At 64.4% G+C, this 20679-nt stretch carries 15 protein-coding genes; 12 read left to right on the plus strand and 3 right to left on the minus strand.

All coding sequences use genetic code 11. The features are described 5' to 3' along the window. Positions 1–33: 33 nt before the first annotated feature. The gene (locus DL237_RS00160; protein ID WP_119397000.1) at positions 34–1947 is read right to left on the minus strand and encodes a phosphatidylglycerol lysyltransferase domain-containing protein; all 1914 of its coding nucleotides are present in this window, start codon (positions 1945–1947) and stop codon (positions 34–36) included. A gap of 498 nt (positions 1948–2445) precedes the next feature. On the opposite strand from DL237_RS00160, the gene purC reads away from it, so the two are divergent. The 7 genes from purC (at position 2446) to DL237_RS00200 (ending at position 12398) form a co-directional block, all read left to right on the plus strand. Continuing rightward, a complete protein-coding gene (gene purC / locus DL237_RS00165) occupies positions 2446–3204 on the plus strand; it encodes a phosphoribosylaminoimidazolesuccinocarboxamide synthase (protein WP_119397001.1) in 759 nt (252 codons plus the stop codon). A gap of 12 nt (positions 3205–3216) precedes the next feature. After that, positions 3217–3447 (plus strand): phosphoribosylformylglycinamidine synthase subunit PurS, encoded by a 231-nt coding sequence (purS, locus tag DL237_RS00170; protein ID WP_119397002.1) that lies wholly within the window; start codon positions 3217–3219, stop codon positions 3445–3447. Positions 3448–3799: 352 nt separating this feature from the next. Beyond that, positions 3800–4468: a phosphoribosylformylglycinamidine synthase subunit PurQ gene (gene purQ / locus DL237_RS00175; protein ID WP_119397003.1), complete on the plus strand. Its 669-nt coding sequence runs from the start codon at positions 3800–3802 to the stop codon at positions 4466–4468. A 189-nt stretch (positions 4469–4657) separates the two neighbouring features. After that, the gene (locus tag DL237_RS00180; RefSeq protein ID WP_233544802.1) at positions 4658–6382 is read left to right on the plus strand and encodes a sensor histidine kinase; all 1725 of its coding nucleotides are present in this window, start codon (positions 4658–4660) and stop codon (positions 6380–6382) included. 18 nt (positions 6383–6400) lie between these two features. Continuing rightward, entirely contained in the window at positions 6401–7738 is a 1338-nt protein-coding gene (locus tag DL237_RS00185; protein WP_119397316.1) for a sigma-54-dependent transcriptional regulator, read from the plus strand. Between the two features lie 134 nt (positions 7739–7872). Next, positions 7873–8793, plus strand: coding sequence for an HNH endonuclease (locus tag DL237_RS00190; protein WP_119397005.1), 921 nt, complete (start codon positions 7873–7875; stop codon positions 8791–8793). A gap of 671 nt (positions 8794–9464) precedes the next feature. Then, a complete protein-coding gene (locus tag DL237_RS00200) occupies positions 9465–12398 on the plus strand; it encodes a ribonuclease E/G (RefSeq protein WP_119397007.1) in 2934 nt (977 codons plus the stop codon). A 155-nt stretch (positions 12399–12553) separates the two neighbouring features. Here the strand turns inward: DL237_RS00200 and DL237_RS00205 are convergent, their stop codons facing one another. Continuing rightward, positions 12554–12787, minus strand: a complete 234-nt coding sequence (locus DL237_RS00205) for a sulfurtransferase TusA family protein (RefSeq protein ID WP_119397317.1) — start codon at positions 12785–12787, stop codon at positions 12554–12556. A 141-nt stretch (positions 12788–12928) separates the two neighbouring features. Between DL237_RS00205 and DL237_RS00210 the strand changes: the two genes are divergently transcribed. The 3 genes from DL237_RS00210 to DL237_RS00220 are packed head-to-tail and all read left to right on the plus strand — an operon-like array spanning position 12929 to position 16379. Continuing rightward, positions 12929–13678, plus strand: a complete 750-nt coding sequence (locus DL237_RS00210) for a cytochrome c biogenesis CcdA family protein (protein ID WP_119397008.1) — start codon at positions 12929–12931, stop codon at positions 13676–13678. A 50-nt stretch (positions 13679–13728) separates the two neighbouring features. Continuing rightward, positions 13729–15018 (plus strand): hypothetical protein, encoded by a 1290-nt coding sequence (locus tag DL237_RS00215; protein ID WP_233544803.1) that lies wholly within the window; start codon positions 13729–13731, stop codon positions 15016–15018. Beyond that, a complete protein-coding gene (locus DL237_RS00220) occupies positions 15015–16379 on the plus strand; it encodes a cytochrome P450 (RefSeq protein WP_119397009.1) in 1365 nt (454 codons plus the stop codon). Before DL237_RS00215 ends, DL237_RS00220 begins: the two co-directional genes overlap by 4 nt. 83 nt (positions 16380–16462) lie before the next feature. Here the strand turns inward: DL237_RS00220 and DL237_RS00225 are convergent, their stop codons facing one another. After that, on the minus strand, positions 16463–18871 hold the full coding sequence (locus tag DL237_RS00225) for a GcvT family protein (RefSeq protein WP_119397010.1): 2409 nt from the start codon (positions 18869–18871) through the stop codon (positions 16463–16465). A gap of 263 nt (positions 18872–19134) precedes the next feature. Here DL237_RS00225 and DL237_RS00230 point away from each other — a divergent pair, with 263 nt between their 5' ends. Both DL237_RS00230 and DL237_RS00235 read left to right on the plus strand, forming a co-directional pair. Continuing rightward, positions 19135–19371, plus strand: coding sequence for a hypothetical protein (locus DL237_RS00230; RefSeq protein WP_147405302.1), 237 nt, complete (start codon positions 19135–19137; stop codon positions 19369–19371). A 72-nt stretch (positions 19372–19443) separates the two neighbouring features. Beyond that, positions 19444–20625, plus strand: a complete 1182-nt coding sequence (locus DL237_RS00235) for a DUF2254 domain-containing protein (RefSeq protein ID WP_119397012.1) — start codon at positions 19444–19446, stop codon at positions 20623–20625. Positions 20626–20679: the final 54 nt, after the last annotated feature.

The following is a 20679-nucleotide window of genomic DNA, read 5'->3' on the forward strand; positions in this document are numbered from 1 at the left end:
AGCGGACTCCTTGCGGTTTTCCGGCCGCGCTTCTCACATGGGGGCGGCCGGGGCAATCCCACGCTCGTCATACCCCTCCTCGTCCGCGGTTGGAAGGGCATCGGGCTGAGATGGGCGTCTTCGCATGGTAAGCGCCAGGTCGACCGCACCCAGTATCAGCGAGGCATGGGTGGGCGCCGCTATATAAAGCGCGATGCGACGCGGCGCAAAGCTGTCCTTGAAGCGGCAAAGGCCATCTCCGCCGGTTTTTTTAGCAACGCGCGTGCGAATCCGAGACAAAAGCGCGTGCTCGGCAACATCGCGCGCAGGCATCGCGGCAAGAGAGAGCGGCAGGTTGGCGCGTCCCGCATCCTCGATTGCGCGCAGCGTCAACAGGTGCATCGTGCCGTCCGGCAGACCGGCGCCGTGGCGCATCAGGTCCAGGCAGAGCTGGTTGGGATTCTCGTGAAAGCTGACGAAGGCGACCAACCTGTCCTTTTGCCAGGCACAGTAGACGCGCTGATGACGGATATAGCCTGCCTCGAACCGACCCATGGATAGACCGCGAGGTTCGCCATGTGTTTGCTTCCATTGCTGATCCAGTGCCGCCATCTGGTCAATGAGGCGGGGGGACAGGTCGCTGCCCGAGGATTGTGTGATGACAACCCCGGCCTTTTCGGCCTGGCGGACCTTGCGCCGCAACTGCCGATGGCGTGAGCCGGACAGGCTGAAATCACCCGGTACGATCATGGCCTCGTCTGCCACGCGGGCAACACGCCAGCCGGCGCGGCGGGCCGCGATGGCATGCGCCGCACTACATTTATACACCAGCGGCAACCGGTTGGAGGCACGCGCGGCGGCGGCAAGGCGCGGCAGCAGCGGGGTGATCGGCCCGGTCAGGGGATCAAACAGCAATGTCAGGCTTTGCGACGTATCCACGGTCAGGGCGCTGGCATGAGGGCTGGCCAGGACGCGGGCGTTGTTCTGCCGGGCGATCCCGGCCTCGGCGCGCAGGGCGCGTAACAGTAGATCTTCGGGCACGCGGCGCTTGATCCGGGTGCGGGGGCGGGCGGGGGTGTGGGTTCTGGGGCGAAAGACATGCACGGCGGCAATGGTGGCCGGGATGGCGTAGTAAACCAGTCTGAACCCCAGGATCGCCGCGACCATTTCGGCCTCGGCCACCTGGGGCAGCAGGGCCAGCAGGGTCAGCTCGAACGGACCGACGCCGCCGGGAGTCCCGGCAAAGAGGCCGGCCCCAAGCGCGAGCAGGAATGCCGGGAACAGTGCCGTAAACGGCAGACCTTCGAGTAGAAAGACCTGTAGGGCGGCAGCGGCGGCGAGGGTGTCGATAAGCGCGAAAAATCCAATTGCCCCAATGGCGTGCAGGCTGGGAAGCCGTAACCGCCAGCGCCGGATGCGCAGCGTCGGGCGCAGCAGGCTGAGCAATGGCAGGCTGAGGGCCAGGGCGATCGCGCAACCTGCCAGCCATCCCGGTAGCAGCGCGGGCGCCAGCGCCGCGCAGGCCACGGCAGCGATCACGGCCCAGGCGAGGAGAAAGGAGGCGGCGACGGCGGCGGTCATCTTGGCGGCGCGCAATGGCCCCAGGTCGGGCAGCAGGCGCCAGCGGGCCAGCGTGCCGGTCAGCATGCCCAGCCCCAGAACCTGCGACAGCGCGATGGCGGTGATGCCGGACACCTGCGCGCGCCCCTCCGGGACCCCGGTGCGCAGATGCCTGTGCATCACGGCATCATAGCGGCCCAGTGACCAGAAACTGACGGCGGTTGCCAGCGCTGCGGCCAGCCATTGCGACAGGGTTACCGCATTGAATGCCTGCCACATGAGCGCGGGTTCGAGGCTGGTCAGCCGCCCGGCGAGCAGCCAGAGACAGGCCGCCCCAATCAGAAACGGCGCTGAAAGACGCACCCATCCGCTGCGCGCCCAAAGACGTGATCCGATTGCCCATGCCATTGCACGACCCCTTCCACTCAACCCGCTTGACGAAGTAGGCAGGCTTTCTTGCCGAGTTCTTAATCCTGCCGCCGGAAACCCGTCGCATTGTAGTGGTCTGCATCGGCACCTGGCCGTTCCGTTGCCGGTTAGGGGACCGATGCGACCGGAAATTTGCGTGTGTTCTCAAAAGGGTGCTCAGGCAAGCCCGGCGTATTGCGAAGGGGCGTGGAATGGCCGGCGCGAGGCCGTGGGTCGCGATTGTCGGCACCGGTCGACCGCCGCCGCCTTTTGTCGAGGGGCCCTGAGGCAGGTCTCGGGCGCCGGGGAACCGGCCCGGAGCACACGAAACGCGGCTGCGACAGGGCGATGGATTGCGGGTCTATTGCGGCCTTTATTGAGGTTTTCAGGTCACCTGTACCGACGGGCGATGAGGCGTTACTTGCGACATATCACGAGGTACACTAAGAGGGCGCAAAGGCGAGACTCTCTCGCCGCATCAGAAGAGGCCGTACGCCCATGGCACGACGCAAGAAAATCTATGAAGGCAAGGCCAAGATCTTGTATGAAGGCCCCGAGCCGGGCACGATCGTGCAGTACTTCAAGGATGATGCCACCGCCTTCAACGCCCAGAAAAAGGACGTGATCGAGGGCAAGGGCGTGCTGAACAACCGGCTGTCGGAATTCTTCATGACCGGTCTGAACAACATCGGCGTGCCGACCCATTTCATCCGTCGTCTGAACATGCGCGAACAGCTGTGCCGGTCCTGCGAGATCATTCCGCTGGAAGTGATCGTGCGCAATTTCGCCGCCGGTTCGATGTCGAAACGCCTCGGGATCGAAGAGGGTACGGCGCTGCCGCGGCCCATCGTCGAATATTGCTACAAGGACGACGCCCTGGGCGATCCGCTCGTCTCGGAGGAGCATATCGCGGCCTTCGGATGGGCCAGCCAGCAGGACATGGACGATATCGTCCACCTTGCGCTGCGGGTGAACGACTTTCTGTCGGGTGTGATGATGGCGGTCGGGATCAAGCTGGTCGATTTCAAGATCGAGATCGGCCGCGTCTATGAGGGCGACTTTCAACGTCTTGTTGTTGCTGATGAAATCAGCCCCGACAGCTGTCGCCTGTGGGATATCGAAACCGGTCGACACCTCGACAAGGACGTGTTCCGCCGTGACCTGGGCAGCCTGACGGACGCCTATACCGAGGTGGCGCGCCGCCTTGGCGTGATGCCGAAGAACACCGGGCCGTCCAAGCCCACGCTGATCAACTAAGGAGCCTTGCCGATGAAAGCCCGCGTCCATGTCATGCTGAAGAATGGCGTCCTCGATCCGCAGGGCGAAGCCGTGCGCCATGCGCTTGGCGCGCTTGGGTTCGATGGCGTGCAGGGGGTGCGGCAGGGCAAGGTGATCGAGCTGGACCTGGCCGATGGCACGAGCGAGGCCACCGTGACCGAGATGTGCGAGAAGCTGTTGGCCAACACCGTGATCGAGAGCTATTCGGTCGAGGTGGTCTGAGCACACCGACGAGGTACGACACCAACGCAAGGGACCCCGGCGGCGAGCGCTGCGCGGGGTCTTTTTGCATACCAGACACGCCCGGCGGGGCGGTTTCGCGGGGCGGTATCGGTATTTTCCGTCAGGGGAGGCGTAAGTCCTTGATATCGCGAAATTCGAACGTCGGTATCTGGGCGGTATCCGAGCGGTATGTGAACGGTGCGAAAGCGGGCGTTCTGCACAGCCAGTCACCATTGGTTCATCCCTGTGCGATAAGCCTGCCCCGGCGCGGCTAAAGGCTTGATTTGGCCGGTTGGCGCGCGTATCAGCCTCGGGATATTCCGCCCGTTCCTTTTGCCATGGAGTGCCGCCCATGAAAGCTGCCGTCCTCGTTTTTCCCGGATCGAACTGTGACCGTGACCTGAAAGTGGCCTTCGAGGCCGTTGGGGTCGATGTCACGATGGTCTGGCACAAGGAGTCCGACCTGCCGGAGGGGATCGATATCGTCGGCATTCCGGGTGGCTTTTCCTATGGCGACTACCTGCGCTGCGGCGCGATTGCGGCCAATTCGCCGATCTGTTCGTCGCTGAAGCGGCACGTGGACCGGGGCGGCTATGCGCTTGGCGTCTGCAACGGGTTCCAGATCCTGACCGAAACGCGCATTCTGCCCGGCGCGCTGCTGCGCAATGCCGGTCTGAAGTACATCTGCCGTCACGTGCCGCTGACAGTGGCGACGACGGATTCGGTGTTTACGCGTGGCTACGAGGCGGGCGCGACAATTTCGGTGCCGATTGCGCACCATGACGGCAATTACCAGGCGGACGCCGAGTTGCAGGCGCTGCTGGCGGGCGAGGACCGGATCGCCTTTACCTATGGCGACAACCCCAATGGATCGGCCGCCGATATCGCCGGTGTGCTGAGCGAGAACCGGCGCGTGCTGGGAATGATGCCGCACCCGGAACGCGCGGCGGACGAGGCGCATGGCGGTGCCGATGGCGCGGCGCTGTTTAGCGGGATCGTCGAGGCGATGGTCGCCGCCTGAGGGCGGCCCCTTTTCGCGGAACAGGCGGGATTTTCGGCGTAATCGAGCCGGTTGGGCCAGGCAGCACCGCCGGCCTGCCGCATGGCCTCTGCGTGCTGGCTTGAGCGGGCGCGCGGGGCGGAGTACCTTGTGCGCATGGCAAAAAGAACCCTTCGACAAGGCGCGAGCCGACGTGGCCCGAATGGCCGGATGAGCCGCACGATTTCATGGCGCGCGCGCATCGCGCTTGGCCTGTTCATCGCGCTGGTCGTGGTGGTGGTGGCGATCACCAACGCCATGTTGATGAACCGCTTTACCGAGACCACGCGCAACCGGGCCGAGCTGCGGCTGGCGTTGTTCGGGGCCAACCTGGTCAGCGAGCTGCGGCGAAATTCCATCGTGCCGCAATTGCTGGCGCGCGACCCCGAGCTGATCGGGGCGCTGAGTTCTGCCGATTATTCCCGATCGACGCAGCGGCTGATCTCGTTCGTGGACGAGATCGGCGCGGCCAGCCTGATGTTGCTTGACAAGGACGGGCGCACGGTGGCGGCGACGGATCGCAACCGGCTGGGTGAACAGCACCGGGCGGATGCCTATTTCGTCGAGGCGCAGAGGTCGAACGAAACGGTGTTTTCGGTGATCCAGCGCGAGGCGTCGGGGTTTCTGTTCGCCTATTCCCGCCGGGTCGAGATGCAGGGCCAGTTCATGGGCGTGATCATCGTCGAGGTGGATTTGCAGAAATTCGAACGCACCTGGGCGGGGTTTTCCGACGCGTTGCTGGTGATGGATTCGCAGGGCCAGATCATTCTGGCGACCGAGCCGGTCTGGCGCGGGCTGACCGAGCCGCAGGCCGTGGCGCGCGAAACCCCCGACAGCGCCATTCAGCGTGCGCTGATGGCAACGACCGACTGGGGGTCGGAGGTGGACGGGTACTTGCAGGGCGAGGCGGTGATGCGGGTCAGTTCGCGCATCCCGTTCCGGGGCTGGCAGGTGGCCAGTTACACGACATATTCGAGCGTGCGCGAAAAAGTGAACGGCGTTCTGGCGCTGGAGATCATGGGATTCGCCATTCTGCTGGCGCTGGCATTCTACGCGCTGAGCCGCAAGACGATGCTGCGGATGGCGCTGTTTCAGCGCGAGTCGGCGGAACTTCGCGCACTTAACGCGAGGTTGCAGCGAGAGATCGCCGAGCGTGAGCGGATGGAAAAGAGCCTTGAGGTGGCGGGGCAGACCCTGGCGCAGAGCCAGAAGCTGGCCGCCCTGGGCGAGATGTCGGCGGCGGTGAGCCATGAGCTGAACCAGCCGCTGGCGGCGATGAAGACCTATCTGGCGGGCGCGATGTTGCTGCTGCGCCGCAACCGCCCCGAAGAGGCGCTGTCGAGCTTTGGGCGCATCGACGATCTGATCGGACGGATGGGCGCGATCACGCGACAGCTGAAAAGTTACGCCAGCAAGGGCGGCGACAGTTTTGCCCCTGTAAACGTTGGCGAGTCGCTGGCGACATCGCTGTCGATGATGGAGCCGCAGCTGCGTCTGCGAAAGGTGCGGATCACGCGTGCATTGCCGGAAAAACCTGTCATGGTGATGGCCGACAAGGTGCGGCTGGAGCAGGTGATGATCAACCTGTTGCGCAATGCGCTGGATGCCACGTCGAGCGTCGAGGATGCCCAGATCGACATCCTGCTGTCGGCGGGGGAAACCGCGACGCTGACGGTGCGCGACAATGGCTATGGCATCGCCGATCTGGATGCGCTGTTCGAGCCGTTCTACACCACCAAGCAGCCCGGCGATGGCGTCGGTCTGGGGCTTGCCATCTCCTCCGGCATCGTCAACGACCTCGGCGGGCGTCTGACGGCACGGAACGCAGAAGGGGGTGGGGCTGTTTTTGAAGTACAGCTTCCTATCTTGTCAGAAGAAATAGAAGCCGCAGAGTAGTTGAAGGCGGAGATATATATGCAAAAGGCCATGAAGATCGCGATCGTCGATGACGAGCAGGACATGCGTCAGTCGATCAGCCAGTGGTTGGCCCTGTCGGGCTATGACACCGAGACATTCCCGAGCGCCGAGGAGGCGCTGAAGAAGCTGGGGCCGGATTATCCCGGCATCGTGATTTCCGACATCAAGATGCCCGGCATGGACGGAATGGCGTTTCTGAAAAAGCTGATGGGCAGCGATTCCGCCCTGCCGGTGATCATGATCACGGGGCACGGCGATGTCCCGATGGCGGTCGAGGCGATGCGCCTCGGCGCGTTCGATTTCCTGGAAAAGCCGTTCAACCCGGACAAGATGACCGCCCTGGCCAAGAAGGCGGCCAATGCGCGCCGGTTGGTGATGGACAACCGCCAGCTGCGCAAGGAGCTGTCGGACGGTGGCCAGATCATGAAGAAGCTGATCGGCACCAGCCCGGTGATGGAGCGGTTGCGCGAGGATATCCTGGACCTCGGGCAGGCCGACGGCCATGTGCTGATCGACGGCGAAACCGGCACCGGCAAGACGCTGGTGGCGCATTCTCTGCATGCGGTTGGCGCGCGGGCGGGCAAGAAGTTCGTGCTGATTTCCTGTGCGGCGCTGGAGGAAGAGGCGCTGAGCAAGCGGCTGTTCGGCCCGATGATGCCAGAGGACAGCCGGTTGCCGGCGATCGAGGAAGCGCGCGGCGGGACGCTGGTGCTGGAGGATGTCGAGGCGCTGTCGGACAGTCTTCAGGCGCGTCTGCTGAGCGTGATCAACGAACAGGGGATGCCGGGCGAGACGCGGATCGTCGCGATTTCCAACCTGCAGGAGCAGGATCGCACCTGCGAGGACATGCTGCGCCCGGACCTGTTCTATCGGCTGGCCGCGCTGCGCATCACCGTGCCGCCGCTGCGCCAGCGTGGCGAGGATATCCTGACGTTGTTCACGCGGCTGTCGGAGCAGTTCAGCGATGAATATGGCTGTGATGCGCCGCAGGTCTCGGCGCAGGAAGCCGCGCAGCTGTTGCAGGCGCCATGGCCGGGCAACGTGCGTCAGCTGATCAACGTGGCCGAGCGCGCCGTGCTGCAATCGCGCCGCGGCTCGGGCACCATCGCCAGCCTGCTGATGAGCGAGCATGAAGAGATGCAGCCCGTCATGACGACCGAAGGCAAACCGCTGAAGGAATATGTCGAGGCGTTCGAGCGGATGTTGATCGACAACACCATGCGGCGCCACAAGGGCAGCATTTCGTCGGTGATGGATGAGCTGTGCCTGCCGCGCAGGACGCTGAACGAGAAGATGGCGAAATACGGGCTGCAAAGGTCCGACTACCTGGGCTGAGGTCGGTTTTAAGAAGCGAGAAGGGGCGGAGCGGCGAGGGCCGGCTTCGCCCTTTTGATGTTCGGCTCCGGCATTTGCGGCAAACATGGTTAATTTTATCTTGCCAAGACCGGCGCAGCGGCGTTCCTGGGCGCATGGTGAAACTGGTTTTGATGCACAAGGCGGACTCGGTCTACGAAGATGTGCCGGAGACGGTCTATGATTTTCCGAAATCCTATCTCAAGGCTGCCCGAGAGGCTGTTGGAGACTGGGTGGTGTATTACGAACCGGTGAAAGCCGGGCCGCGGGGCTATTTCGCGGTGGCGCAGATTGCAGAGATCATTGCCAAGCCCGGTGTGCCAGATCGCTATCTGGCGTTGATCAAGCCGGGTACGTTCCTGGAATTCGATCAAGAGGTGCCGCGTCTGGTGGAGGGGCGGCCACTGGAGGCGTCGCTGACGGCGGTGGATGGCACGCCGAAAAGCGGCGGCGCGGTTCAGCTGGCGGTGCGGCGTCTTGCGGAGGCCGATTTCGCGCGGATCCTGAACATCGGGCTTCGCGAAGATCTTGAGGCGCATGAGGCAGGGCGGTATGACCCGAACGGCTATCAGGCGGACGAGGGGGCGGAAATCTTTCGACGCCCGGTGCTGGAGCGATTGACGCGGCGGCCCTACCGCGATGTGGCATTTCGGCGCCGCGTCCGGGCCGCCTATGATTATCGCTGCGCGATTTCGGGGCTGAGGCTGCGCAACGGTGGCGGGCGCCCCGAGGTCCAGGCGGCGCATATTCGTCCGGTAGAGCGGATGGGCAGTGACTCGGTGCGCAACGGGCTGGCGCTGTCGGGCACGTTGCACTGGATGTTCGACCGTGGGCTTGTGACTGTGGCCGAGGACATGACGATCCTTGTGTCGCGCAATAAGGTACCCGGCGACGTGGTGGCCCGGCTGATCATGCCTGATCGCAAGCTGAGTCTTCCCGCCGATCGCCACAACTGGCCGCATCCCGAGAACCTGCGCTGGCATCGGGAAAACATCTTCGGGCAGGTGATGACCGACGAGGCGATGCCCTGGGGATAGACTGCGGGTTTGCAGGAGGCGTTGCTCATGCTTGGCGGTCCCCCACTTTGGGTATTTCCGGCCAGATGACAGGGAGGCGGGCGCGGGCGGGGGATGGTCTTGCTGTCGCCGGAGGGTGATTTTGTGAGGCGGATTGACTGGGTCGTCCAGCCGCGCGCGGTGCTGTTTCAGGTGGCGTATGTCAGGGCGCGCCCTGCGGGGACCGGCTACATCTTGGGGGTGCGTGATTTTCTCCATTGTCATTGGGCCATGCGGGGCCTTATGTTCAATGGACGGGGTTGGGTGTTTTCCAGCGCCGCGAGAGTTTCGCTGATGGCGGGCGCGACGGAGTAAAGTCCGGCCCCGCATTCAGACAGGATTGAACCCCGAGATCGGGGTTTGTGCATCGTCGGCGGGCCTGAGGGTCTGGCCGGCAAAGAATGGGCGGTCCGCCCCGTGACACGGCAGGTTTCCGATACGGAAGCCGAACACCGCGAAACGGGGAGGCCGTCGGAGAAGAAACGCGATGAGGCGTGTGAGGAGAGAGACAGTGAGTGGGAGCGCCCTGAGGGACGCCCGCGACCCTGTCACATCCACCGCCGAAATTGCCCCTGACAGACGCGCCTTTCGGACCCTCGGACCCCCTGGCATTGCCCGGGAAACGGGGCTGGTCTGGTGCGCAATTGGACATAATGGCAAAGAAGATGCTTATCGATGCCACACACGCGGAAGAGACGCGTGTCGTGGTCGTGGACGGAAACAAGGTAGAGGAGTTCGACTTTGAATCCGAGAACAAACGCCAGCTAGCTGGCAATATCTACCTGGCGAAGGTGACACGGGTCGAGCCGTCGCTGCAGGCCGCCTTTATCGACTATGGCGGAAATCGCCATGGTTTCCTGGCCTTTTCGGAAATTCATCCCGATTATTACCAGATCCCCGTCGCGGACCGTCAGGCGCTGATGGCCGAGGAACATGCCTATGCCGAAGCGCTGAAGGCACGTGAGGACGAGGACGAAAAGCCCAAGCGGCGCACCCGTACCCGTTCGAAGACCCGTGCCGAAGAGGCCGGATCGGATGACGCGAAGGTCAGCCAGGACGTTGATGACGCGGCCGAGGGCGCCGAGATCAGCGGCATGGAGACCATCGACCTGGATGACGGCGATGACGACGAAGGCCGCTCGCCCATGGAAACTGTTGGTGAGACCCCTGTCGAGGAGGCCGACGACGACGGCGACTATGACGGGTCTGACGACGACGACAGCGATGACGACAGCGATGACGACAGCGATGACGATGACCATGCCCGCAATGGCAATGGCACGCGCAGCCGTGGCCGTCGCAGCCGTCGCAAGGATGCGGGCCAGAAGGACAGCGAGATCGAGAGCGTCGCGGACGAGGACGATCACGACGATATTCGCCCGCCGCGCAAGCCCCGGCCCAAGCGGTACCGGATCCAGGAAGTCATCAAGGTTCGCCAGATCCTGCTGGTGCAGGTCGTCAAGGAAGAGCGCGGCAACAAGGGCGCAGCACTGACCACCTATCTGTCGCTGGCCGGCCGGTACTGCGTGCTGATGCCGAACACCGCCCGGGGCGGCGGTATTTCGCGCAAGATCACCAATGCCGTCGACCGCAAGAAGCTGAAGGAAATCGCCGCCGAGATCGACGTGCCGCGTGGCGCGGGCCTGATCGTGCGCACCGCCGGTGCCAAGCGCACCAAGTCGGAGATCAAGCGCGATTACGAATACCTGCAACGGCTGTGGGAGCAGATCCGCGAGCTGACCTTGCAGAGCATTGCGCCGGCGAAGATCTATGAAGAGGGCGACCTGATCAAACGCTCGATCCGCGATCTGTACAGCCGCGAGATCGACGAGGTTCTGGTGGAAGGCGAACGCGGCTATCGCAACGCCAAGGACTTCATGAAGATGATCATGCCGTCCCACGCCAAGAACGTGAAAAACTATTCGGACGGTTTGCCGCTGTTCGCGCGCTTTCAGGTCGAGAGCTATCTGGCGGGGATGTTCAACCCGACGGTGCAGCTGAAATCAGGGGGCTATATCGTGATCGGCGTCACCGAGGCGCTGGTGGCGATCGACGTGAACTCGGGTCGGGCCACCAAGGAAGGGTCGATCGAGGAGACGGCGACCAAGACCAACCTGGAGGCTGCCGAAGAGGTGGCGCGCCAGTTGCGTCTGCGCGATCTGGCCGGGCTGATCGTCATCGACTTTATCGACATGGACGAGCGGCGCAACAACCTGGCCGTCGAGAAGAAGCTGAAAGACAAGCTGAAGACCGACCGGGCGCGGATCCAGGTGGGGCGTATCAGCGGCTTTGGCCTGCTGGAGATGAGCCGTCAGCGGTTGCGCCCCGGCATGATCGAGGCGACGACGCAGCCCTGCGCGGCCTGTCATGGCACCGGGTTGATCCGGTCCGACGACAACATGGCGCTGAACATCCTGCGCCAGATCGAGGAAGAGGGCACCCGCCGGCGCACCCGCGAGGTGCTGGTGAAATGCCCGGTGGCCATCGCCAACTACCTGATGAACCAGAAGCGCGAACATGTCGCCCAGATCGAGGCGCGCTATGGCATGGCCGTGATGATCGAGGGCCATGGGCACCTGGTCAGCCCCGACTTCGAGATGGAGAAGTTCAAGACGGCGACGCGCAAGGTGGTCGAAGTGGCCCATATCGTGTCGGCGGACATGTCGCTGATGGACAGCGTCGATGGCAATGCCTGGGACGATGAGGACGAGAGCGCCGATGAGGACGCCGAAGACCAGGCTGGCGATCCGGCAGCTGAGTCCAAGGCAGAGCCGAAAGCCGAGGGTCGCAAGGACGAGACTGCAGCCGAGACGGCTGGCGAGGGGGACGAGCAGCCCAAGCCGAAGCGGCGCCGTCGGCGTCGGCGCAAGAAGAAGGGCGGCGGCAACGACGACGGCGGTTCGGGTGACGACGACATGAACGCGTCGGATGGCGGCCCGGATGCGGAAGCTGCCGCGAGCGGGTCCGATCCCGAAAACGCGGATGTGGCGGACGAGAAACCCTCGAACGGGCGCAGCCGCCGGTCGCGCGGGCGCCGCTCGGGCAATCGCGAATCCGGTGAGCAGACCGGTGCGGGCGATACCCCTGCCGAGGTCGAGGCGCGCCAGGAGGTGATGGCCGAGGCTGAAACCACCGGCGATGCCGTGCCCGAAGGCCAGGTTGCCGGCAGCCCGGCGACGCAGGACAGCGTCGATGCGGTTGCAAAGGGCACCGTCGATGCGCCGGACGTGCCGGTGACCGCGGCGAAAGCTGAACCCGCCACCGGTGGGACGACTGACGCGGCACGGGCGGAAACGCTGGCCGACGTGTCCTCTGGCGAGGTGGCCCCGGAAGGTGCCGCCCTGTCGCAGGAACCTGTCGCAGAGCAGGATGACCCGCACAAAGCCGCGCAGGATGCGCCGGCCGAGGCGGCGAAGCCAGATGATGCCGCAGCGGAGACCGAGGGAGAGGCTGAGCCGGAGGCCAAGCCAGCGCCCGAGGCAGGGCGCGAGGCGGAGCCTGCCATGGCAGAACAGGCCGGTGATCGCCCACAGGAGACTGCCGAAGCCAAGCCGAAGCGCCGGGGTTGGTGGTCGCTGGGAAGCTGATCACGGGATCCCGGATCCGAGACTGGAACGCCGCGCAGGATGTTGCGCGGCGTTCTGCGTTTGCGCGACCCGTCGAGGGAGGGCGCATATCGAGACGGCGGTGATTGGGTATTTCCGGCCAGATGAAAGAGCCGGGGTGCCGTGGCCTTGCGAGGTCAGTCGCGGGTCTTGCGGATCACGAAGGCATGGCCTGTGTCGGTGTCTTGCGAGGAGAGCAGCTCGTGTCCGGCTTCGGCGCAGAAGTGCGGCATGTCGATCAGCGCCATGGCATCATCTGTCACGATGCGCAGGCAGGCGCCCGGAGCGAGGGACATCAGCCGCTTGCGCGCGCGCAGGACGGGCAGGGGGCAGAGCAGCCCGCGGGCGTCGATATCCTCGGCAATCTTCATGGTATCGGGATAGGAGGGCGGCGGGGCCAAGTCCAGTGTTTCGTGGCCGGCCCTGCAACAGTTTGACACGTCGATGTGAGGTCGCGCGCGGGTGACGCGGCCACGCGGACGGGGTAGGAGAGGCAAAGCCTAGGAGGGGTCATGTTCGGAATAGAGATCATGGATGCGGCGCTGTTGCCCGCGATGCTGGTGGCGCTGGCGGCGGGGGTGATCTCGTTCCTGAGCCCCTGCGTGTTGCCGATCGTGCCGCCCTACCTTGCCTACATGTCGGGGGTGTCGGTGAGCGACATGGGGCGCAGCGGGGCACGAACGCGCGCGGTGGTGCCGGCGTTGTTCTTTGTCATGGGCCTGTCGACCGTCTTTCTGTTTCTCGGCTTTGCGGCCTCGGCCATCGGGTCGGTGTTGCTGGCCTACCAGGGGTGGTTCAACACCATCGCCGGGGTGCTGGTGATGGGGATCGGCGCGCATTTCGTCGGATTGTACCGAATCGGGTTTCTGGACCGGGAGGCGCGGCTGGATGCCGGGGATCGCGGCGGCAGTGCCTTTGGCGCCTATGTTCTGGGGCTGGCGTTTGCCTTTGGCTGGACCCCCTGCATCGGGCCGCAGCTGGGAGCGATCCTGTCGCTGGCGGCCCAGGAAGCATCGGTAAGCCGGGGCATGTTGTTGTTGTCGATATATGCGGCGGGTCTTGGCATACCGTTCTTGCTGGTCGCGGCCTTTCTGCCGCGTCTGGCCGGGCTGATGGGGTGGATGAAGCGCCATATGGAGCAGATCGAGCGCGCCATGGGGCTGTTGCTGTGGACCGTCGGGTTGCTGATGCTGACCGGCGGATTTTCGCGGTTTTCCTATTGGCTGCTGGAGACGTTTCCGGGGCTTGCCGTTCTGGGATAAGCCTTTACATTCGCACGACGTTAAGACTTATCTGCGCCAAGGAAGAGGACATGAGCCGAAACGCTACATCCGATCCCCGTGCAGAGGCTGATGGCCCGGAGAATGCACACCCCCTGCCGCCCGCCGTGGCGCGCAGGCAGGTGTTCTACATTCCCGGCTATGACCCCATTCACCCACGCCGCTATCGTGAGCTGTATCGCAAGGAGTCGGCGGTGCAGGGCGCGATCTCGGAGTATCGCATCGCGCTGAAGGCGCGACGGCGCCGTGCCGCCTATGGCTGGCAGGTCAATGCGACGATCGAGGGGCGCGATGTGGAAACCGACGTCGAGGTCATGGTGTGGTCGGATATCGTGCGCGACAGCATGGGGTCGTCGATCGCGGCGACCTATCTGCAGCTGGCGCGTACGGCCTGGGTCTATCTCTGGTCGGGGGCGTTGTTCCGGCTGATGCGCCTGCGCAAGGGCCCCGTGATCGCGGCGCTGTATCCGGTGGGCTTCCTGCTGGTGCAGCTGATGGTGGCGGCCCTGATCGGCGGGGTGATTGGCGGCATTTTCAACTGGGCGGCGCGCGGTGCCCGGCTGGACGGTTTGTCACCCTGGATCGGTATTCTGGTCGGGCTGGGTGTGATGCCATTCGTGCTGGGCTGGTTCAAGACGCGCGATTCCCGGTTTTATGCCTATTACCTGATGCATGATTATTCGTTTTCCGCACGGGGCAACGGCGCCAATCCCGAGGCGCTGGAGGCGCGGATGGCGCAGTTTCGCGAGCGGATCGGTGCGGCGTTGAAGGGCGACGCGGAAGAGGTGCTGGTCGTGGGGCATTCCTCGGGGGCGCATCTGGCGGTCTCGGTTCTGGCGGATCTGCTGCGCAACGGCGAGCTGCCGGAGGACGGGCCGGTGCTGTCGTTTCTGTCGCTGGGGCAGGTGGTGCCGATGGTGTCGTTCCTGCCCGGGGCCCGCCGGCTGCGCCGCGATCTGGCCTATCTGGCGATGCAGGACCGGGTGTTCTGGCTGGATGTCAGCGCGCCGGGCGATGGTTGCGCCTTTGCGCTGTGCGATCCGGTGGCGGTGTCGGGCGTGGCGCAGGCGGGCAAGCGCTGGCCGCTGGTCATATCGGCCGCGTTCAGCGAGAGCCTGACGCCCGAGAGGTGGGCCGAACTGCGCTGGCGGTTCTTTCGGGTGCATTTTCAGTATCTTTGCGCCTTTGACCGGCCAAGGGATTATGACTATTTCCGCATCACAGCCGGGCCGCAGACCCTGGCGCAGCGCTATGCCGGGCGTTCCGCCTCGCCCGCGCGGATCGAACGGGCGGTGAACCGGCACACGTCGGTCGCCCCATGACACCCCCCAAACCGCCCGCGCGTGACGAGGCGGTTTCGCTATGGCGCTATGCGCGGCTGTTTCGCGCCGATATCCTGTCGGCGCAACCCGCGCGTCTGTACCGGGCCTGGATGGCCGAATTTCGCACGCCCTTTTTCCGGTCCTACCTGATCAACCAGCCCGATCTGGTGCGGCGCGTGCTTCAGGACCGGCCCGGGGATTTTCCCAAGTCCGACCGCGTCGGAGAAGGATTGCGGCCGCTGTTGGGCAATGCGGTCTTTCTAAGCAACGGGGCGACATGGCGACGCCAGCGGCGCATCATCGATCCGGCCTTCGAGGGGGGACAGCTGCGCGCCAGGTTTCCGGCGATGCAGGCCGCCGCCGAAGCCTGTGCCGCGCGGCTGGACAGCCGTGTCGGCGAGGCGCTGGAGATCGAGGCTGAAACCAGCCACGCCGCGGCGGACGTGATTTTCCGCGCGCTGTTTTCGATCCCCATCGAGCATAGTCAGGCGCGCGCGGTGTTCGACCGGTTTCGCCAGTACCAGCGCAGTCAGCCCGTGCTGAACCTGGCGGCTCTGGTGCCCTTGCCCCGCTGGATGCCGCGGTATTTTCCACGGGCCGTTCGGCGGGCAGGGCACGACATTCGCGCGCTGGTTCGGGGGCTGGTGGAGGCACGGCTGCGCGAGATCCGGGACGGGGTGGCACCCGATGACCTGGCCACGCGGATCATGACCACGCCGGACCCTGACAGCGGGCAGACCTTCGAGGCAGAGGAGATGGTGGACCAGGTCGCGATCTTTTTCCTGGCCGGGCACGAAACCTCGGCTTCGGCACTTGCCTGGGCGTTGTACCTGCTGGCCACGCATCCGGACTGGCAAGAGGCCGTCGCGGTTGAGGTGGCCGCCGCAGGCCCGCCGGAGTTTGCGGGCTTGTCGCGGCTGGGCCTGACCCGCGACGTGTTCCGGGAGGCGCTGCGCCTGTATCCGCCGGTGCCGATGATGGTGCGCGAGGCCAGTCAGAGCGAGGTTTTTCGCAACCGGTCGCTGCGCCGGGGCGCGCAGGTGGTGCTGAGCCCCTGGCACCTGCACCGTCATGTCAGGCTGTGGCAGGATCCCGACGGTTTCGATCCGGGCCGTTGGCAGAGCGAGGCGGGGCGCCATTCGCAGCGCGCCGCCTATATTCCGTTTTCGGCCGGGCCCCGCGTCTGTCCGGGCGCCGGGTTTGCCATGATCGAGGGGGTTGTGCTGTTGGCCGAGATCCTGCGGCGGTTCCACATCGAGGCGGTGCCGGGCCGTGTGCCGGAGCCTGTTGCGCATCTGACCCTGCGCAGCCGCAACGGCATATGGTTGCGCCTGACACGGCGCGAGGACCGGTCAAGCTAGGCACGGCCTGAGGGTAACGCCCGACACGCCCTGCGGGCGAGCGGCCAGAGGACCCGCCCGCGCCGCGCGGGTCCGCGACAGGATCAGGCGCGCAGGGCCGCGCCGCTGGGATCGAACCCGGTATCGGTGATGACGGTGGCCGGACACATGCGGCCCAGGATCTCGATCTCGGCGGCGGTTCCGGGGTGGGAATGATCCGCGGGTAGAAAGCCGAAGGCAATGCTCTTGCCCAGGTGATGAGAGTAGCCGCCCGAGGTGCAGAAACCGACAACGGCGCCGTCGCGCCAGATCGGTTCGTAGGCGTGCACATCGGCGTCGGTGGTCGTGACCTCGAACGCGCAGAGCTTGCGGGCGGCCGGGCGGGTGCGCGCAGATTCGGCAGCGGCGCGGCCGATGAAGACCTCGGGCTTGGACCACTGGATGAAGCGGTCGAGACCGGTTTCCGCAGGTGTGTAGTCTGGCGAATATTCCCGCAACCATGAACCGAACAACCGATCGAGCCGCAGCGACATCATGGCGCGCATTCCAAAGGGCTGCATGCCATGCGGCTGACCCGCCTGCCAGAGGGTCCACCAGAGGCTGCGCTGCGCCATCGGATCGGTGTAGATTTCATAGCCCAGATCGCCGGTGTAGGACACGCGCTGTACGATGCATTCGGCCTGTCCGATGGTCATGCGGGCGACATCGAGGAATCGCAACGCCCCGATGTCGCTGAGCGTGCAGGCCTGAAGTACCTGGGTCGCCTTTGGTCCCGCCAACTGAAATCCGGTAGAAGTGTCCGATATATTAGTGACTTGCACCCCGTCGTGAATGTTCTGCATGAACCAGCGCAGATGGAAGGCTTGGGCAGAATAGCTGGCGTTCAGGCGAAACTCGTTCTCCGACAGGCAGGAGATGGTGAAATCACCGATGATGCGCCCCGAGGGCGAGAGCATGGGCGAGAGCGAGAGGCGGCCAGGCTTTGGCACACGTCCTGCCATGATCGTGTCGAGCCAGCTGCGCGCGTTAGGCCCCGTCACCCGATACTTGCCAAAGTTCTGAAGTTCGTTGATGCCCACGTCTTGGCGGACGGTCGCGACCTCTCGGGCAGTGGCGGCAAAGGCATTTGAGCGTCGAAAGGACGGGGTTTCGAAACTCGGCTCTCCGGCTTGGGCAAAATAGTTCGCGACCTCGAGTCCGTATTGCTGGCCCCAGACGGCGCCCATGTCCGAAAATATGTCGTACATGGGGGTGGTGCGGCAGGGGCGCGCGGCGGGCAATTCTTCGTTGGGATAAGACACCGAGAAGCGTTTCTGATAGTTTTCGATGACTTTCGGGCGGGTGTAGCCGGGGGTGATCCAGGACCCGAAGCGGGCTACATCCAACGCCGTGGTGTCGCGTTCGCATTCGCCCTCGATCATCCATTGCGCCAGCATCAGCCCGACACCGCCGCCCTGGGAAAAGCCGGCCATCACCGCGCAGGCGCTCCAGTAGTTGCGCAGGCCGGGGACCGGGCCGACCAGGGGGTTTCCATCGGGGGCAAAGGTGAAGGGGCCGTGAATGACGGTCTTGACCCCCGCCGTCGCCAGCACAGGGAAGCGGCGATAGGCGAATTCGATGGAATCCGAAATCTTGTCCAGATCGTCGGGCAGCAGTTCGTGGCCGAACGACCAGGGCGTGCCGTTGACCGCCCATGGTTTTGCGCGCTGTTCGTAAAACCCGATACAAAGCCCGCGCCCTTCTTGCCGCAGGTAACTTTCGCCTGCCGGGTCCATGACATGGGGGTGTTCGCTAGGGCGTTGATAAATCTCGGGAATGTCGTCCGTGACGATGTAGTGATGTTCCATCGGATGCAGCGGCAGGTAAACACCGGCCATCGCCGCAACCTCGCGCGCCCAGAGGCCGGCGGCGTTGACGACATGTTCGGCGTGGATCGTGCCCTTGTCGGTGACCACGTCCCACGTCCCGTCCGGGCGCTGGTTGGTTTCGCGCACCATGCAATGCGTCTCGATCGTGGCGCCTGCCATCTTGGCGGCGCGCGCATAGGCGTGGGTGGTGCCCGAGGGGTCGAGGTGCCCGTCGAGCGGATCGTAGAGCGCGCCGATGATACCGTCGAGGTTGGTGACGGGGGCGATATCGCGGATCTCGTCCGGGGTGACGATGCGGGTGTCGAGGCCCATGTGGCGGTGCTTGGCGCGTTCGGCCACCAGCATGTCAAAGCGGTCCTGCGTGTCGGCCAGCGTGACACCCCCGACGTGATGCAGGCCGCAGGACATGCCGGTGATCTCCTCAAGCTCGCGGTAGAGGCGGATGGTATAGCCTTGAAGGGCGGCCATGTTGGTATCGCCGTTCAGGGTGTGAAAGCCCCCCGCCGCGTGCCATGTCGAGCCCGAAGTCAGCTCGGAGCGTTCCAGCAGCATGACGTCGGACCAGCCGAGCTTGGTCAGGTGGTACAGCACGGAGCAGCCGACAACACCGCCTCCGATAACGACGACTCGGGTTGTGGTCTGCATGGCGTGCTCCTTGGGGTGATTGTCGGGATGCTGTGGGGGGCAGCGCCCGAGGGCAAGCCTGAATGCGACGCCGGGTGTCGGTTTTGCAAAGTCGCCCTGCGGGAACGGACAACACGTGTCCCTGCCGTGGGTCAGTGAGGCGAAGTGCCGAAAATGCTGGCAGGATCAGCCCCCGGGCGATGGTGCTGCGGCCTTTTGCAAATGCCTCGTCCATTCTTTGCAAACTGTGTATGTTTGGGGAGGGTATGGTTGGGGGACCATTCATGAAAGCGGTGACTTCGCTGATCATCGTGCTTGCTGCGGGCGGGTCCGGCGCCTGTCCCCAGAGCACCTGGCACGTGGCGCCGACCTTTCAACAGCGTCTCGAGCAGCTGGGCGCGGGCGGCCCGATGCTGGCATCGTGCTGCAAGATCTGTCGGAAAGGCAAGGCCTGCGGAAATTCCTGCATCAGCGCATCCTATGCCTGTCACAAGGGGCCAGGTTGCGCCTGTGACGGCTGACGCCTGAGGTCACGGTGCTTTCCCTTTCGGCGGAATGCCTTACTTACCTTCAGGACAATTGAAGGACACAGAATGCTTCCATCGCTCTTGCGCAAGATGCACGAATTTTCGCGCCGCCTGGTGATCCGCGTCATGCTTATTGCCTTGCTGGCCGTGCTGGCCGTGGGGCTGGCCAAGCTGCTGTCGGGGCTGATCCCGGCAGAATGGGATGGCATGGTGGGCAAGGATGCGGTGGATCACATCCTGTCGATCATTGCCAACTCGATGCTGACGGTCACGACCTTTTCGCTGACGGTGATGGCCGCCGCGCACCGCAACGTCAGTTCGCAGTGGACCCCTCGGGCCCACCAGATGCTGTTGCAGGACACGACCACGCATACTGTCCTTGCCACCTTTGTCGGGGCTTATCTGTATGCGCTGCTGGCCATCATCCTGCGTGATACGGGCATTTTCGTGCATCAGGGGCTGGCCGTCCTGTTCGGCATGACCTTGCTGGTCGTGGCGATGATCGTCGTGGCGATCATTCGCTGGATCTCGCATCTGGAGATGCTGGGCAGCCTGATCGAAACGTCGCAGCGGATCGAGGATCAGACCGCCGAAGCCTATGAAATGCGGGCGAAATTTCCGGCGCTCGGGGCGCGCATCCTGGACTTGGCGCAGGTGCCTGACAGCGCGTCGGACGTGCGGGCGCATCAGACGGGCTATGTGCAGAAGATCTACCAGGACCTGTTGCAGGACGCCGCCGAAGAGGCCGACGCGCGGATCTGGCTGCTGCGGCCGGTGGGGGGATTTGTGCACAAGGGACAGGTCCTGGCGCGGGTGGACAGTACCGACGATGACCTTATCGAAACGGTCCGGCGCAACGTCGCCATCGGGACGCTGCGCAATTTCGAACAGGATCCGATCTTTGGCCTGATCTGCCTGTCGGAAATCGCCGTGCGGGCATTGTCGCCGGGGGTGAACGACCCGGGCACCGCGATCGACATGATGCGCCGGATCACCCGGGTGCTGATGGATGTGAACGTCGAAATCGACAGCAGTGGGCACGAAGTCCTGCACGACAGGCTGTTCGTGCCGGCGCTGGATCGGGCGGCCCTGGTGTTGCGCCCGATGGAGCCGATCCTGGTCGATTGGAACCATCGCCCGGAGATGCAGGAACCGATGCACCAGACCTTCGACGCCCTGTCGCAGCACTATGATCCCGAGGTGGCAGGCGCCGCGCGTAAACTGCGCGCCGAGACATTCAACGACTGAAAATGGCGCGGCCAAGCGGGGCGTGCAAAAAGCAGGTTCCGCGCTTAGACACTG

Source organism: Pseudooceanicola sediminis (genome assembly GCF_003575965.1).
GTDB classification, from domain to species: Bacteria; Pseudomonadota; Alphaproteobacteria; order Rhodobacterales; family Rhodobacteraceae; genus Pseudooceanicola; species Pseudooceanicola sediminis.